14 protein-coding genes are annotated in these 14,063 nt (G+C 73.5%); 7 read left to right on the plus strand and 7 right to left on the minus strand.

The window, feature by feature from the left end:
* The coding region (locus tag DTB53_RS33485) for an acyl-CoA dehydrogenase family protein (RefSeq protein WP_256656864.1) at positions 1–637 on the plus strand (637 nt) is incomplete at its 5' end.
* Between the two features lie 424 nt (positions 638–1,061).
* Here DTB53_RS33485 and DTB53_RS33490 read toward each other — a convergent pair.
* Positions 1,062–1,460 (minus strand): hypothetical protein, encoded by a 399-nt coding sequence (locus DTB53_RS33490; RefSeq protein WP_003970422.1) that lies wholly within the window; start codon positions 1,458–1,460, stop codon positions 1,062–1,064.
* A gap of 202 nt (positions 1,461–1,662) precedes the next feature.
* Between DTB53_RS33490 and DTB53_RS33495 the strand changes: the two genes are divergently transcribed.
* The 4 genes from DTB53_RS33495 to fxsA all read left to right on the plus strand — a co-directional run bounded on the left by DTB53_RS33495 (position 1,663) and on the right by fxsA (position 5,901).
* Positions 1,663–2,103 carry an Lrp/AsnC family transcriptional regulator gene (locus tag DTB53_RS33495; RefSeq protein ID WP_003970423.1) on the plus strand — a complete coding sequence of 147 codons (441 nt, stop codon included), beginning with the start codon at positions 1,663–1,665 and terminating at the stop codon, positions 2,101–2,103.
* 66 nt (positions 2,104–2,169) lie between these two features.
* On the plus strand, positions 2,170–3,816 hold the full coding sequence (locus tag DTB53_RS33500) for an amidohydrolase (RefSeq protein WP_012381715.1): 1,647 nt from the start codon (positions 2,170–2,172) through the stop codon (positions 3,814–3,816).
* Positions 3,817–4,411: 595 nt separating this feature from the next.
* Entirely contained in the window at positions 4,412–5,179 is a 768-nt protein-coding gene (locus DTB53_RS33505; protein ID WP_012381716.1) for a polyprenol monophosphomannose synthase, read from the plus strand.
* 113 nt (positions 5,180–5,292) lie between these two features.
* The gene (gene fxsA / locus DTB53_RS33510) at positions 5,293–5,901 is read left to right on the plus strand and encodes an FxsA family membrane protein (protein WP_012381717.1); all 609 of its coding nucleotides are present in this window, start codon (positions 5,293–5,295) and stop codon (positions 5,899–5,901) included.
* Positions 5,902–6,062: 161 nt separating this feature from the next.
* Here the strand turns inward: fxsA and DTB53_RS33515 are convergent, their stop codons facing one another.
* From DTB53_RS33515 to yczE, 4 genes are all read right to left on the minus strand, one after another.
* Entirely contained in the window at positions 6,063–6,437 is a 375-nt protein-coding gene (locus DTB53_RS33515) for an RNA polymerase-binding protein RbpA (protein ID WP_003959706.1), read from the minus strand.
* Between the two features lie 266 nt (positions 6,438–6,703).
* Positions 6,704–8,077: an MFS transporter gene (locus tag DTB53_RS33520; RefSeq protein ID WP_003970427.1), complete on the minus strand. Its 1,374-nt coding sequence runs from the start codon at positions 8,075–8,077 to the stop codon at positions 6,704–6,706.
* A gap of 46 nt (positions 8,078–8,123) precedes the next feature.
* Positions 8,124–8,885, minus strand: a complete 762-nt coding sequence (locus DTB53_RS33525; protein ID WP_003970428.1) for a glycerophosphodiester phosphodiesterase family protein — start codon at positions 8,883–8,885, stop codon at positions 8,124–8,126.
* Positions 8,882–9,601 carry a membrane protein YczE gene (gene yczE / locus DTB53_RS33530; protein WP_012381718.1) on the minus strand — a complete coding sequence of 240 codons (720 nt, stop codon included), beginning with the start codon at positions 9,599–9,601 and terminating at the stop codon, positions 8,882–8,884. Before yczE ends, DTB53_RS33525 begins: the two co-directional genes overlap by 4 nt.
* A gap of 102 nt (positions 9,602–9,703) precedes the next feature.
* On the opposite strand from yczE, the gene DTB53_RS33535 reads away from it, so the two are divergent.
* On the plus strand, positions 9,704–11,203 hold the full coding sequence (locus DTB53_RS33535; protein WP_012381719.1) for an SCO1417 family PLP biosynthesis transcription factor: 1,500 nt from the start codon (positions 9,704–9,706) through the stop codon (positions 11,201–11,203).
* Between the two features lie 151 nt (positions 11,204–11,354).
* On the opposite strand, the gene DTB53_RS33540 is transcribed toward DTB53_RS33535, so the two are convergent.
* Entirely contained in the window at positions 11,355–13,004 is a 1,650-nt protein-coding gene (locus tag DTB53_RS33540; RefSeq protein WP_012381720.1) for a membrane protein, read from the minus strand.
* A 37-nt stretch (positions 13,005–13,041) separates the two neighbouring features.
* Positions 13,042–13,236, minus strand: coding sequence for a hypothetical protein (locus DTB53_RS33545; protein ID WP_003970432.1), 195 nt, complete (start codon positions 13,234–13,236; stop codon positions 13,042–13,044).
* Positions 13,237–13,563: 327 nt separating this feature from the next.
* On the opposite strand from DTB53_RS33545, the gene DTB53_RS33550 reads away from it, so the two are divergent.
* Positions 13,564–13,956, plus strand: a complete 393-nt coding sequence (locus tag DTB53_RS33550) for an ankyrin repeat domain-containing protein (protein WP_003970433.1) — start codon at positions 13,564–13,566, stop codon at positions 13,954–13,956.
* Positions 13,957–14,063 lie beyond the last annotated feature (107 nt).

Here is a 14,063-nt window from a genome sequence, read left to right on the forward strand (position 1 = left end):
TACCGGCGTCGAGGGCCCCCGCGGCATCACGGCCTTCCTCGTCCCCGGCGACGCCGAGGGTCTGAACGCCGCCGTCCCCGAGAAGAAGATGGGGATGAAGGGCTCGCCCACCGCCCAGCTCCACTTCGACGGCGTCCGGGTCGGCGACGACCGGCGCATCGGGGAGGAGGGCCAGGGCTTCGCCATCGCCCTGTCCGCGCTCGACTCCGGGCGCCTCGGTATCGCCGCGTGCGCCATCGGCCTCGCCCAGGCCGCCCTGGACGAGGCCGTCCGTTATGCCACCGACCGGCGCCAGTTCGGCCGTCCCATCGCGGACTTCCAGGGGCTGCGGTTCATGCTCGCCGACATGGCCACCCAGATCGAGGCCGGCCGGGCGCTGTATCTGGAGGCGGCACGGCTGCGGGACGCGGGGGAGCCCTTCTCCCGGCAGGCCGCCATGGCGAAGCTGTTCTGCACGGACGCGGCCATGCGGGTGACCACCGACGCCGTCCAGGTGCTCGGCGGCTACGGCTACACGCTCGACTTCCCGGTCGAGCGGCTGATGCGCGAGGCGAAGGTGCTCCAGATCGTGGAGGGCACCAATCAGATCCAGCGCATGGTCATCGCGCGCCACCTCGCGGGTCCCGAGACCCGCTGAACCGCGGCGGCGCCTCGGGCCACGGGGGCAGTGCCGCGCCCCGGTGCCACTCCGGGTCGCGGCGGCCCGGCAGGGTGCGGCCCTCGCTCTCCCACTGCCGGAGCAGCGCCCCGTAGATCGGCGGGTCCACGGGGGCGCCCAGGGGCGAGCTCCCCGTGGAGCGGGGCAGCGGCCGTGCGGGCGCGCCCGGCCGCTGAACCGATTCTTCGGGGGCGGGCGCGGCGAGACGACGGCGAGACGGACCGACTGTTGCGTGCAGCGTGGTCATACGGGGCCAACGCGGCGGGGCGGGCCGGGGTCACTGTCGCGCCGATTCGAGCGCTCGTTCGCGGGCGCCCGAACCCGGTCGCGGATGGCCGCGGGATCCGGTGCCTCGGGCACCACGGCGGGCGGGCCGACGTGGTGCTGGGCAGGGCGTACGGTGTCAGGCGGCCTCGCGCCGCATCCTCGGCACGCGCAGCGGACGGGAGCCGGGGCCACCGGCGTGCGAGAAGGGCTGCATCCGCCAGTCGAGCCCCTGGGGGAGCGTCAACAGCAGCCCCGCCTCCTGCTCCTGGAGTTCCAGCGTCTCGTCCGCGGGCGTGGCGTCGCCCACGCCGCGGCCGGTCCCGGCGCAGACGGTGAGGACGAAGGGGTTCCACGGCGTGGGGCACCGGGCGTGCTCCGGCAGGACGTCCTCCTCGGCCAGCAGCGCGATGGGCTGGGCGCAGTCCGGGCAGACCACCCGGACCATCTCGAACATGTCGTACGCGTCGGCGCTACCGTCGTCGTCCGGATCGACAGGCTCCGGTTCGGTGCGTTCGGTGAGCTTCAGGCTCTGCATGGAAATTCCCCCCTCGGGTGGGCCGACAAGGCGCCACGGCCTCGACCACAGCAAGCACTTCCCTCCGCGCATCACCGATAACCGCGAGGCGGCCCGCTACCGACCCCCGAGCATGTGGCGTTCGTCACATGCGGCCCGCAGGTGCCGAACCGTGACCCGCGCGACTGTGCCGAGCGGCGCCCGGGGCCATAGGTTGATCCACATGGAGGAGCTGGACCGTCAGATCGTTGAGTTGCTCGTCAGGGACGGGCGGATGAGCTACACCGACCTGGGCAAGGCCACGGGCCTGTCCACGTCGGCGGTTCATCAGCGCGTCCGCCGACTGGAGCAGCGCGGGGTGATCCGCGGCTATGCCGCGGTCGTCGACCCCGAGGCCGTCGGGCTGCCCATAACCGCGTTCATCTCGGTGAAGCCGTTCGACCCGAGCGCGCCCGACGACATCGCCGAACGGCTGGCCGGGGTGCCCGAACTGGAGGCCTGCCACAGCGTCGCCGGGGACGAGAACTACATCCTCAAGGTGCGCGTGGCCACCCCGCTGGAGCTGGAGCACCTGCTCACCCGGATCCGCACGCTCGCCGGCGTGTCCACCCGGACCACCGTCGTCCTCTCCACACCGTACGAGGCCCGGCCCCCGCGGATCTGAGCGGCGGGCCGCCCGCCGGAGGGGGCCGGGGGCCGGGCCGCGGCCGACAGGCGCGAGACTGGTCCCATGAGCCAGAGCACCGCCCCCCAGAGCGCCCCCGAACACCGCACCGTGCTGTTGCGCGGTGGAGACGTCCACAGCCCCGCCGACCCGTTCGCCACCGCGATGGTCGTCGAACGCGGGCATGTCGCCTGGGTCGGGTCCGAGGGGGCCGCCGACGCCTTCGCGAGCGGCGTGGACGAGGTGGTCGACCTCGAAGGCGCCCTGGTCACCCCGGCGTTCACGGACGCCCATGTGCACACCACCGCCACCGGCCTGGCGCTGACGGGGCTCGACCTCTCCGGCGCCCGCACCCTGTCCGAGGCCCTCGGCCTCGTCCGTGCGTTCGCGAAGGGGCGCTCCGCCGGGGACGTTCTGCTCGGACACGGCTGGGACGCCGCCCGCTGGCCCGAGCGGCGCCACCCCTCGCGCGCCGAGCTCGACGAGGCGGCCGGCGGCCGGGCCCTGTACCTGCCGCGGATCGACGTGCACTCCGCGGTCGTCACGACGGCCCTGCTCGACCTCGTCCCCGGCGTCACCGCGATGACCGGCTACCACCCCGACGCTCCGCTCACCGGCGACGCCCACCACGCGGTACGGGCCGCCGCCCACAGCGCGCTCCCGGCCGCCCAGCGGGCGGCCGCGCAGCGCGCCGCCCTCGACCACGCCGCCTCCCTCGGCATCGGCAGCGTGCACGAGTGCGGGGGGCCGGAGATCTCCGACGAGGAGGACTTCACCTCGCTGCTCGCGCTCGCCGCCGACCGGCCGGGGCCGCGCGTCCTCGGCCTCTGGGCCGAGGAGATCGCGGACGAGAAGGGCGCCCGGCGCATCCGCGAACTCGGCGCGATCGGCGCGGCCGGCGACCTGTTCGTCGACGGCTCGTTGGGCTCGCACACCGCCTGCCTGCACCGGCCCTACGCGGACGACCCGCACACCGGCACCGCCCACCTGGACGCCGCCCGGATCGCCGCCCACGTCACCGCCTGCACCGAGGCGGGCCTCCAGGCGGGCTTCCACGCCATCGGCGACGCCGCGGTCACCGCCGTGGTGGACGGGATCCGGGCCGCCGCGGAGGTGCTCGGCCTCGACCGCGTCCGGGCCGCCCGGCACCGCGTCGAACACGCCGAGATGCTCACCCCCGAGACGATCGCCGCCTTCGCCGAACTGGGCCTCACCGCCTCCGTCCAGCCCGCCTTCGACGCCGCCTGGGGCGGGCCCGAGGGGATGTACGCCGAGCGCCTCGGCGCGGAGCGGGCCGCCACGCTCAACCCCTACGCGGCGCTGCTGCGGGCCGGCGTGCCCCTGGCCTTCGGCTCCGACAGCCCGGTCACCCCGCTCGACCCCTGGGGCACGGTCCGCGCCGCCGCCCACCACCGCACCCCGGAGCACCGCGTCTCGGTCCGCGCCGGGTTCACCGCGCACACCCGCGGCGGCTGGCGGGCCGTCGGCCGCGACGACGCGGGCCTCCTGGTGCCCGGCGCCCCGGCCGACTACGCCGTCTGGCGCACCGCCGAACTCCTGGTCCAGGCCCCCGACGACCGGGTCGCCCGCTGGTCCACCGACCCCCGGTCCGGCACGCCCGGCCTGCCGGACCTCACCCCCGGGGCCGACCTCCCCGTCTGCCTGCGGACCGTGGTCCTCGGACAAACGGTCTACGTGCGACCGAACGAGTGACGTCGGGACATTTCGTACCGCCGATCGATGGCCCGATCGCTCGTCCGCGACCTGCGGCCCTTCTGCACTGACCAGGCAATTCCGGAAAAAGACGCAGGTCGCACGGGTGTTGACAGAAAGCGCCCACGGGCCGGTAGGTTCGGCCAGGTCCACCACAGGACGTCCGCCCGGTCGAACCTCCACGCAGTCGTCGAACGCCGCTGGGTCATGAGGTGGTGTGCCGCACCGGCCCACCACCGCCGACAGCCAGGTTCAGCGCCCGCGCCTCGGGGGCGAGGGAAGGTTTCGGCCGGACGGAGGGTGGGATCCGGGTGGGGCCCGGACGTTCAGTAGACAACGGCTTTCGGTCGACCCGCAGCCAGCGGGTCCCAGGTCGGCCCGAAGGGCGCCGGGCCCCGATCCGAACCATCCGACGCCCTCCCGCGTCCCCTTCCGCGTCTTCTCCCGGAGGGAGCTCCGCGTCCCGGGCCCGTGTTCTGTCCGCAGTTCCACGGTTCTGTCCGCGCCGCGCCGCGCGCCCGTGCGACCGCGTCGGCGCCCGACGGCGCTGTGCTGGATATGGTGTCCCCCTGTGTACGGACTCTAAGGGGCAGTAGTGAACGACGGCGGTCAGAGGCAGTTCGGCCCGCTCGGCAAGGTTCTGGTGATCATTCCGACCTACAACGAGGTCGAGAACATCGGGCCGATCGTCGACCGGGTGCGCACCGCCGTCCCGGATGCCGACATCCTGGTGGCCGACGACAACAGCCCCGACGGCACCGGCAAGGCTGCCGACGAGATCGCCGCGGCCGCCGACCAGGTCCACGTCCTGCACCGCAAGGGCAAGGAGGGGCTCGGCGCCGCCTACCTCGCGGGCTTCGCCTGGGGCTCCGAGCACGGCTACGGCGTGCTCGTCGAGATGGACGCGGACGGCTCCCACCAGCCCGAGGAGCTGCCCCGGCTGCTCACCGCGCTGAAGGGCGCCGACCTGGTCCTGGGATCCCGCTGGGTGCCGGGCGGCCGCGTGGTCAACTGGCCCAAGAGCCGCGAGGTGATCTCGCGCGGCGGCAGCCTCTACTCCCGGCTCGCCCTCGGCCTCTCCGTCCGGGACGTCACCGGCGGCTACCGGGCCTTCCGCACCGAGACGCTGAACGGCCTCGGGCTCGGCGAGGTCGCCTCGCAGGGCTACTGCTTCCAGGTGGACCTCGCCCGCCGCGCGGTCGAGGCGGGCTATCACGTGGTCGAGGTCCCCATCACCTTCGTCGACCGGGAGATCGGCGACTCCAAGATGAGCCGGGACATCCTCGTCGAGGCGCTGTGGCGGGTGACCGGCTGGGGCATCACCTCCCGTGCGAACAAGGTCCTGGGGCGCAAGACCCCCTGAGGCCCGGGGCCGGCGAACGCCGACGCTCCGGACCGCGCGGACGGGATGCGTCCGGCCGGCATCATGATCACCCCCTTACGCCGCTTGGACGCTCGGACAGGCACACTGGGGACATGACGACCGGCACTCCGCCCCCGACCCGTCCCCGGCGCTCGCGCGCCCGTAGATTCCTGCCGCTGGCCCTGGCCGCCTGGCTGGTCCTGGAGGTCTGGCTCCTGACCCTGGTCGCCTCGGCCGCCGGCGGCCTCGTCGTCCTGCTGATCCTGGTGGCCGGGGCCGCGCTCGGCGCCGTGGTCATCAAGAGCGCGGGCCGGCGCGCCTTCAAGAACCTGACCGAGACCCTCCAGCAGATGCCGGGGCAGCCCGGAGCTCCGGCCACGCCGCCGGCGGCCCCCGCGGGCGGCAAGGGCTCCCGGGGCAACGGGCTGCTGATGCTGGGCGGACTGCTGCTCCTGATCCCCGGTCTGATCTCGGACGCGGCCGGGCTGATCCTGCTGGTGCCGCCGGTGCGCACCATGATCAGCCGGTACGCGGAGCGCTCCCTCGAACGGCGCATGCGGGCCGCGACGCCCGGGGGCCTGTCGGACGCCTTCCAGCAGGCCAGGATGTACCGGCCGGACGGAAAGGTGGTCCAGGGCGAGGTCATCCGCGAGGACGGCTCCCAGGCGCCCTCCGGGCCCGACGACGACCCCAGGGGCCCCCGCCCGCCTCTCACGCCCTGACGGCAGGCTCCCCGCCCGCCGGGGAGCCCTGCCGGCGTGAGCCGCCTCGGCGTGTGCCGCCGATCCGGGCGTGCCGCTCGCACAAGAGCCGCGGGCCGTGACACCTGTTCGGTGTCACGGCCCGCGGCTCTTGTGCTGTGCTGCTGTGCGGTACTACGCGGTCAGGCAGACTTCCTGCTGTCCCGCGGGTGCACGGCGATGTTCATGGCTCCGGAGCGCAGAACCGCCAGCCTCTCGGCCAGCACCTCCTCCAGCTCCTCGCGGGTGCGCCGCTCCATGAGCATGTCCCAGTGCGTGCGCGCCGGCTTGCCCTTCTTCTCTTCGGGGCCGTCCCCGTCCACCAGGAGTGCCTGGGCGCCGCACGCCTTGCACTCCCACTCCGGCGGAATCTCTGCTTCTACCGAGAACGGCATCTCGAATCGATGTCCGTTCTGGCATGCGTACTCCACCGCCTGGCGCGGGGCCAGATCGATGCCGCGGTCCGTCTCGTAGCTGGTAACCACAAGTCGCGTGCCGCGGAGAGCTCGCTCACTCATGAATCGTGCCTCCCGGGCTTGTCGCCCACAGGACAAAATGTCGCTGTCGTCGTCATCCGGTCAACGTCCGGTCGGCGGCAAAGATTCCCGTTACCGGTCATGCGTCGCCCGTCGTGCCGCTGCTTTGTCTGGGTTGAGTACCCACGCATGCCCGGTTTGTCACCTCTGATGGAAGTTGTCACTCAACGGTTGAACCGCTTCCACTGGCAGTAACGGTCCTCCCGGGCAGGCCAAAGACGTATACTACCGCCCTTTGACTTCAACGTCTAAATCCGTTCCGGCACGGGGTTGCCCGCGGCCTCCACCGCACGCCTCACCGGGACCCGCGCGAGCAGCACCGCGCCGAGGGCGAAGAACATGATCAGCGAGATGATCGCGTCGCGATAGCTTCCGGTCAGCTGGTACGCCAGACCGAAGACCAGGGGGCCCAGCCAGCTCAGTCCGCGGTCGCTCAACTCGTACGCGGAGAAGTACTCCGCCTCCTTGCCGCGCGGCACCAGGTGCGAGAACAGCGACCGCGACAGGGCCTGGCTGCCGCCCAGCACCAGGCCGATCGCCGCCGCCAGGACGAAGAAGAACGCCGGAGCGTCGGCGGGCAGCAGATAGGCGGCGATCAGGATGAGGGTCCAGATCACCAGCGATCCCAGAATGGTGCGCTTCGCGCCGTGCGTCCGGGCGAGCCGCCCCATCCCGAGCGCCCCCGCCACCGCCAGGACCTGCACCAGCAGCACGGCGACGATCAGCGTCGTCTGATCGAGCCCCAGCTCCTCGGAGCCGTACAGCGAGGCCTGCGAGATCACCGTCTGGATCCCGTCGTTGTAGACGAGATACGCGAGCAGGAAGGAGAGCGTCAGCGGGTGGCGCCGCATGTCGCGCAGGGTCGCCCTCAACTGCTGCCACCCGGACCCGACCGCTCCCTCGCCGCCCGGCGGGATCCGGCGGTCGCGCAGCCGGCGCAGCGGTACGAGCGTGAACGCGCCCCACCACAGACCGGCCGAGGCGAGGCAGATCCGCACCGCGTCGGACTCGGAGAGCCCGAAGGAGGCGTGGCCGGTGTACAGGACCAGGTTGAGGACCAGGACGAGGGCGCCCGAGGTGTAGCCGAAGGCCCAGCCGCGCGAGGAGACCGCGTCGCGCTCCTCCGGCTCGGCGATCTGCGGGAGGTAGGCGTTGTACAGGACCGTCGACACCGAGATGGAGGCGTTCGCCACGATCAGCAGGAACGCGCCCAGGAGATAGCGGTGGCCGTCCAGGAAGAACATCCCCGCCGTCGCCGCCGCCCCGGTGTAGGCGGAGGCCGCCAGCAGCGGCTTCTTGCGCCCCGTACGGTCCGCCGCCGCGCCCACGATCGGCATCAGGATCACGGCCACCACGATGGAGGCCGAGACGGAGTACGCGAACAGCGAGCCCGCGCGCACGGGTATGCCCAGCGGGTGCACGAAGCCGTCGGGATCGGCCGCCGCCTTGGCGATCGACGTCAGATACGGACCGAGGAAGACGGTCAGCACGCTGGTGGAGTAGACGGAGCACGCGAAGTCGTAGAAGTACCAGCCGTGCTGCTCGCGTCTGCGGGCCGCCGCCGTCCCGTCCTCCGGCGGCTGCCCGGACGGATCGGCCTTGCCTGTGGTCCCGGTGCTCAAGCCGCGCCCCCTCGGTCGTCCCCTGTGGCCGTGGACGGCCCGGGCGTCAGGACCATGCCCCCCGCTCGCTCAGCACCGTACGCAGCGTCTCGATGTGATCGGTCATGATGCCATCCACGCCGAGGTCCAGGAGCGCCGCCATCCGGTCGGGTTCGTTCACCGTCCAGACGTGCACCTGGAGCCCGAGCGCGTGGGCCGTACGGACGAAGCGGGCGTCCACCACCGGCACGGGGCCCTGCCGCTCCGGGACCTGGGCGCAGACCGCGCCCGCGCGCAGCGGCGCCGGGACGCCGTACGACCGCAGCCGCAGCGCCAGGACGCCGCGCACCCCGTACGAGGTGGCCAGGCGGGGGCCGGCCAGCCGGTGGGCGCGGGCCACCCGGGCCTCCGAGAACGAACCGACGCAGACCCGGTCCCAGGCATCGGTGCGGCGGATCAGGTCGAGCAGGGGCTCCAGCGCCGACTCCGCCTTCAGGTCCACGTTCCAGCGGGCCCGGGGGAACTCCTCCAGCAGCTCCTCGAAAAGCGGGAGCGGCTCACTGCCGCCGACCCGGGCCCGGCGCACCTCGCTCCAGGGCAGCGCGGAGATCCGCCCCCGGGCATCGGTGACCCGGTCCAGCGTCGCGTCGTGGAAGGCGACCAGCCGGCCGTCGGCCGTGGTGTGCACATCGGTCTCGAAGTAGCGGTAGCCCGCCTCCGACGCCCGGCGGAAGGCGGTCGCGGTGTTCTCCACGCCGTCCGCCGCCCCGCCGCGATGGGCGAAGGCGATCGGCGCCGGGTGGTCCAGATAGGGGTGGCTCGGATTCACTGCGGCAGTATGGCCTGCCCGGACGCCGGGTCGGCAACGGGGCCGGAACCGGCGGACGGCGCGGTGGTGGACGGTCTGCCCGAGGCGACGGTGACACCCGGCCCGGCGGGCTCGGGGAGCGCGAACATCCGCAGGAAGAACTGGGCCAGCGGGCCGATGGCCAGGGCGTACAGCACCGTGCCCGCCCCCAGCGAGCCGCCCAGCAGGAAGCCGGTCACCACGACCGCCACCTCGATCGCCGTGCGGACCAGCCGGAGGGAGCGCCCGGTGACCCGGTTCAGCCCGGTCATCAGCCCGTCACGGGGACCCGGCCCGAACCTGGCCGCGATGTACAGACCGGTCGCCACCCCGTTGAGCACGATGCCCAGGGCCATCACGGGTACGCGGAACCCGAGCCCGTCCAGGTCGCCGACCACGGCGAGCGTCCCGTCCATCGCCAGCCCGACCACGAAGACGTTGGAGACGGTGCCGAGCCCCGGGCGCTGGCGCAGCGGGATCCACAGCAGCAGCACCACCGCGCCGATGGCGATCGACACCACGCCGATCGACATCCCGGTCAGCTCCGCGAGGCCCTGATGCAGCACACCCCACGGCTCCAGGCCCAGCTCGGCCCGCACCAGGAGCGCGGAGCTCGCCCCGTACAGCGTCAGGCCGACGTACAGCTGGACCAGCCGCCGGGTGAGGTGAGTGGTGCTCCGGTCAGTGGTCCTGGCCACGTCGTGCCCCCTGCTGTGGTGGTGGTGGACTGCTTCGTGCCACTCTGTGGCAGGGGATCGGCCACCAACTATGGCCAATTCGAGGAAGGTGGACTGATTTCGATGGCGCAGTGGACATCGACGGTGGGGGCGGCCCAACTGGCCCGGCAGCTCCGGTCGCAGCAGGCCCGGCCCACCGGACCCGGCGGCCGGAAGCCGCCCGCCTACCGTGCGCTGGCCGACGGGGTGCGCCTGCTCGTCCTGGAGGGCCGGGTCCCGGTCGCCGCCCGCCTCCCCGCCGAACGCGAACTGGCCCTCGCCCTGGCCGTCAGCCGTACGACCGTGGCGGCGGCCTACGAGGCGCTGCGCGCCGAGGGCTTCCTGGAGTCCCGGCGCGGCGCCGGCAGCTGGACCGCCGTCCCGGCCGGCAACCCGCTGCCCGCCCGCGGCCTCGAACCGCTGCCGCCGGAGTCGCTCGGCTCGATGATCGACCTGGGCTGCGCGGCCCTGCCCGCGCCCGAGCCCTGGCTGACCCGCGCCGTCCAGGGGGCGCTGGAGGAACTGCCTCCGTACGCCCACACGCACGGCGACTACCCGGCCGGACTGCCCGCCCTGCGGCAGCGGATCGCCGACCGCTACACCGCGCTCGGCATCCCGACCATGCCCGAGCAGATCATGGTCACGACCGGTGCGATGGGCGCCATCGACGCGATCTGCCACCTCTTCGCGGGCCGCGGCGAACGGATCGCGGTCGAGTCCCCCAGCTACGCCAACATCCTCCAGCTGATGCGCGAGACGGGCGCCCGCCTCGTCCCGGTCGCGATGGAGGAGGGGCTCGGCGGCTGGGACATGAACCGCTGGCGCCAGGTGCTGCGGGACGCCGCCCCCCGGCTCGCCTACGTGGTGGCCGACTTCCACAACCCCACCGGCGCGCTCGCCGACGAGCAGCAGCGCCGCGACCTGGTGGACGCGGCCCGGTCCGCCGGAACGGTCCTGGTCGTCGACGAGACCATGAACGAACTGCGCCTGGACGCCGGCGTCGACATGCCGCGCCGCGTCTGCGCCTTCGACCCGGCGGGCAGCACGGTCCTGACCGTCGGATCGGCCAGCAAGGCCTTCTGGGCCGGCATGCGGATCGGCTGGGTGCGCGCCGCGCCCGACGTCATCCGCAGCCTGGTCGCCGCCCGCGCCTACGCCGACATGGGCACCCCCGTCCTGGAGCAGCTCGCCATCAACTGGCTCATGACCACGGGCGGCTGGGAACAGGCCGTCGAGGTCCGGCGCGGCCAGGCGCGGGAGAACCGCGACGCCCTGGTCGCGGCGGTGCGCAGGGAGCTGCCGGACTGGGAGTTCGCCGTGCCGCGCGGCGGTCTGACGCTGTGGGTGCGCACCGGGGGCCTCTCCGGATCGCGGCTGGCGGTGGCCGGGGAACGGGTCGGAGTCCGGGTGCCGTCGGGCCCCCGCTTCGGAGTCGACGGGGCCTTCGAGGGATACGTACGGCTGCCGTTCACGGTCGGCGGACCGGTCGCCGACGAGGCGGCCGTACGACTGGCGGCGGCGGTGGAGCTGGTGCGCTCCGGGGCGGGCGCCGGGGCCGACGCCCCGCGCAGCTTCGTGGCCTGAGTGCTTCCGGGCCTCAGCGCTCGAGGGCCCGGGCGCGTCCCGCCGGACCGGGGCCGGTGATCCGCGACGCCCGGAACGCCCCGCGGCGCGGACGGCGGCGGGCGGGAGCGGACCGTCCGTGGTCCGCTGCCGCCCGCACCGGCGCGCCCGGTCAGCCCTCGGCGCCCGCCGGCTGCGCCTTCGCCAGCGGCCCGGACTGCCTGGCCTCGCCGACCACCGCCTCCACCGCGACGGGGACCTGCTCCGTCGCCGGGCCCTCGTCCGCGGGCTCCCGCGTCGGAGCCGTCTCCATCGGGGGGTGCCGGTCGGGCAGCAGGTCGAGCACCGCCTGCCGGTGCGCGTCGCTCGTCGCGTCGTCGTACGGGTCCGGGGTGGCCGGCACCTGGAGCCGCAGGACCGGGCCCGCGCCGAGGCGGACGTAACCGCGCCCCGCGGGTACCCCGGGCGGCGGTGTGGTGTGCGGTTCGGCGGCGAGGACGGCCTCGATCTGCTCGCGGGAGGCCGGTCCCAGGACCGCGCGGGCGCGCGTGTGGGTCCGCACGGTCTCGGTGAGGGTGTCCAGCGCGTCGAACTGCTCGGCCAGGACCACGGTGACCTGGGCGGCCCGGCCGTGCCGCAGCGGGATCCGGAGCAGCTCCAGCGGGTCGGGCCTGCCGTCGGCCGCCGCGAGGTGCCCCAGGGCGCCGGGGCGGTCCAGCAGGATCCACAGCGGTCGCCGGATGTCGTCCGGCACGGGGTGGCCGCTCTGCCGGGCCCGGTTGGCGGCGATCAGCCGGCGCTCCGTCTCGTGCGCCGCCCACTCCAGCGTGGCCAGCGTCCCACCGAGGCCGGACTCCACGGCGAGGACGCCGCCGCGCCCGGCGAGGGCGCCGTACTCGCCGGTACCGCTGCCGTCGACGACGATGACGTCGCCGTCCCGGAGGGCCTGGAGGGCGATCGAACGGATCAGGGTCGTGGTGCCGCCGCCGGGGTGCCCGACGGCCAGCAGGTGCGGTTCGGTGGAGCGTCCGCCGGTCCGCCAGACCACCGGCGAGGCGTCCAGTGTCACGTCGCCGTCGCGCACGGGGACGGTGCGCGAGACGGCGTCCGGGTCGGTGAAGCCGAGCACCGTCTCGCCGGGGACGGTGACGAAGCGCTGGGCGGCGATCGTCGTGGGGAGCGGGTCGAGCACGGTCAGGACGAGGCGGTTGGCCTCCTCGTCCCAGCCGAAGTGGTACTCGCGGCCCCGGCCGGACTTGGTGTGGAGCAACTGCTCGATCCGGGCGCGGGCGGCCGGCTCGCCGTCCGTGAAGTACGCCGGGTAGGAGATCCGCAGCCGGGTGAGCCGCCCGTCGGCGTCGAAGGCGTACCCGTCGAAGGCCTTGCCCCAGTCGCCGCCGTGGGCGAACAGCGGATCGGGGTCGTCGGGCGTCGAGAAGTACGGCACGAGCGCCTCGTACAGCGACCGTAGGCGCGCGGTCTCCGCGTCGTCGGGTCCGGTTCTCACCGGGGTCCGCTCCCGCCCCATCCACGCGGCGGCGCCCATCACCGTGACGAGGGCCAGGATCGGCCCGTAGGGGACGAGTGCGACCAGCAGCACGCAGGCCGCGCCGAGGAGCAGCTTGGGGCCACGCCGCTCCTTGGGTGTCGCGACCCATCTCCGCCTGCCGGCCACGGCCAGCAGCCGCAGTCCGCGGACCACGGTGATCAGCGGATGGAGGACATCGGTGGCGCTGTCGGCGGCCGTGCGCGCGATCTCTCTGCTGCGAGTGATCGAAGCGCTGCCGCTGCTCAGAATGCGGGGGAGTGGTCGCCGGGCCACGTCGGTCTCCTGAAGGGGTGGGAGCGGTTGCGGAGCGTCAGAACTTGATCCCGCCCAGCAGGCCGGCGAGGCTCGCCCCGCCCGCCGTGATGCTCGGCGCGATGGCGGTGCCGGCCAGGTAGAAGCCGAACAGGGCGCAGACGATGGCGTGGGAGGCCTTGAGCCCGTCCTTCTTGAAGAACAGGAAGACGACGATGGCGAGCAGTACCACGCCCGAGATGGAAAGGATCATGAGCGGTTCTCTCCTGGTTGAAGGGGACAGTCACCATGAGTCCTTCCAGGATCACGGGAAGTATCTATACGACAAAAGGTGCAATCGAGTGAATATCCCGCGCTTTCACTTGACTGGCCCACGGAAGTAGGTCCCCGAGAAGCGGCATCACCTCGTCCGTGCCGGGCAGGATCAGCCGCGGTGATCCCTCGCCGTATCCGCGCCGGGTCATGCGGGCCCGGGACCAGTACCCTGTCGATTCACTCGTACGGACCCGTGCCGTACTCCCCACCAGGTCAACCGCGGCGACGACCGTCGCGGCGGCAGTCAAGGAAGGCGGCCCGTCCGATGAGCGAAACCCCTGATCCCGAGGTGGTCGAGCTGGCGACCAAGGTCTTCGACCTCGCCCGCGCCGGCGACACCGAGGCGCTCACCGCGTACGTCGAGGCCGGAGTCCCCGCCAACCTCACCAACGACCGGGGCGACACGCTGCTGATGCTCGCCGCCTACCACGGGCACGCCGCCACGGTCGCCGCCCTCGTCGCCCGCGAGGCCGACCCGGACCGGGCCAACGACCGGGGCCAGACCCCGCTGGCCGGAGCCGTCTTCAAGGGCGAGGACGCCGTCGTCGACGCGCTGCTCGCCGCCGGCGCCGACCCGGCCGCCGGAACCCCGTCCGCGCTGGACACCGCCCGGATGTTCGGCAAGGCCGACCTGCTGGAACGCTTCGGTGCCCGGTGAGACGCCGGCGGGCGCGCCCCGGCGCGCGTCCGTCGTGGGCTCCGCTGACCGGTCCGTCGTAAATGTGGTCGCGGTGGCGAAATGGCTGGGTCATCATGACGTCGCGG

It is taken from the genome of Streptomyces griseus, assembly GCF_900460065.1.
Taxonomy (GTDB): domain Bacteria; phylum Actinomycetota; class Actinomycetes; order Streptomycetales; family Streptomycetaceae; genus Streptomyces; species Streptomyces griseus.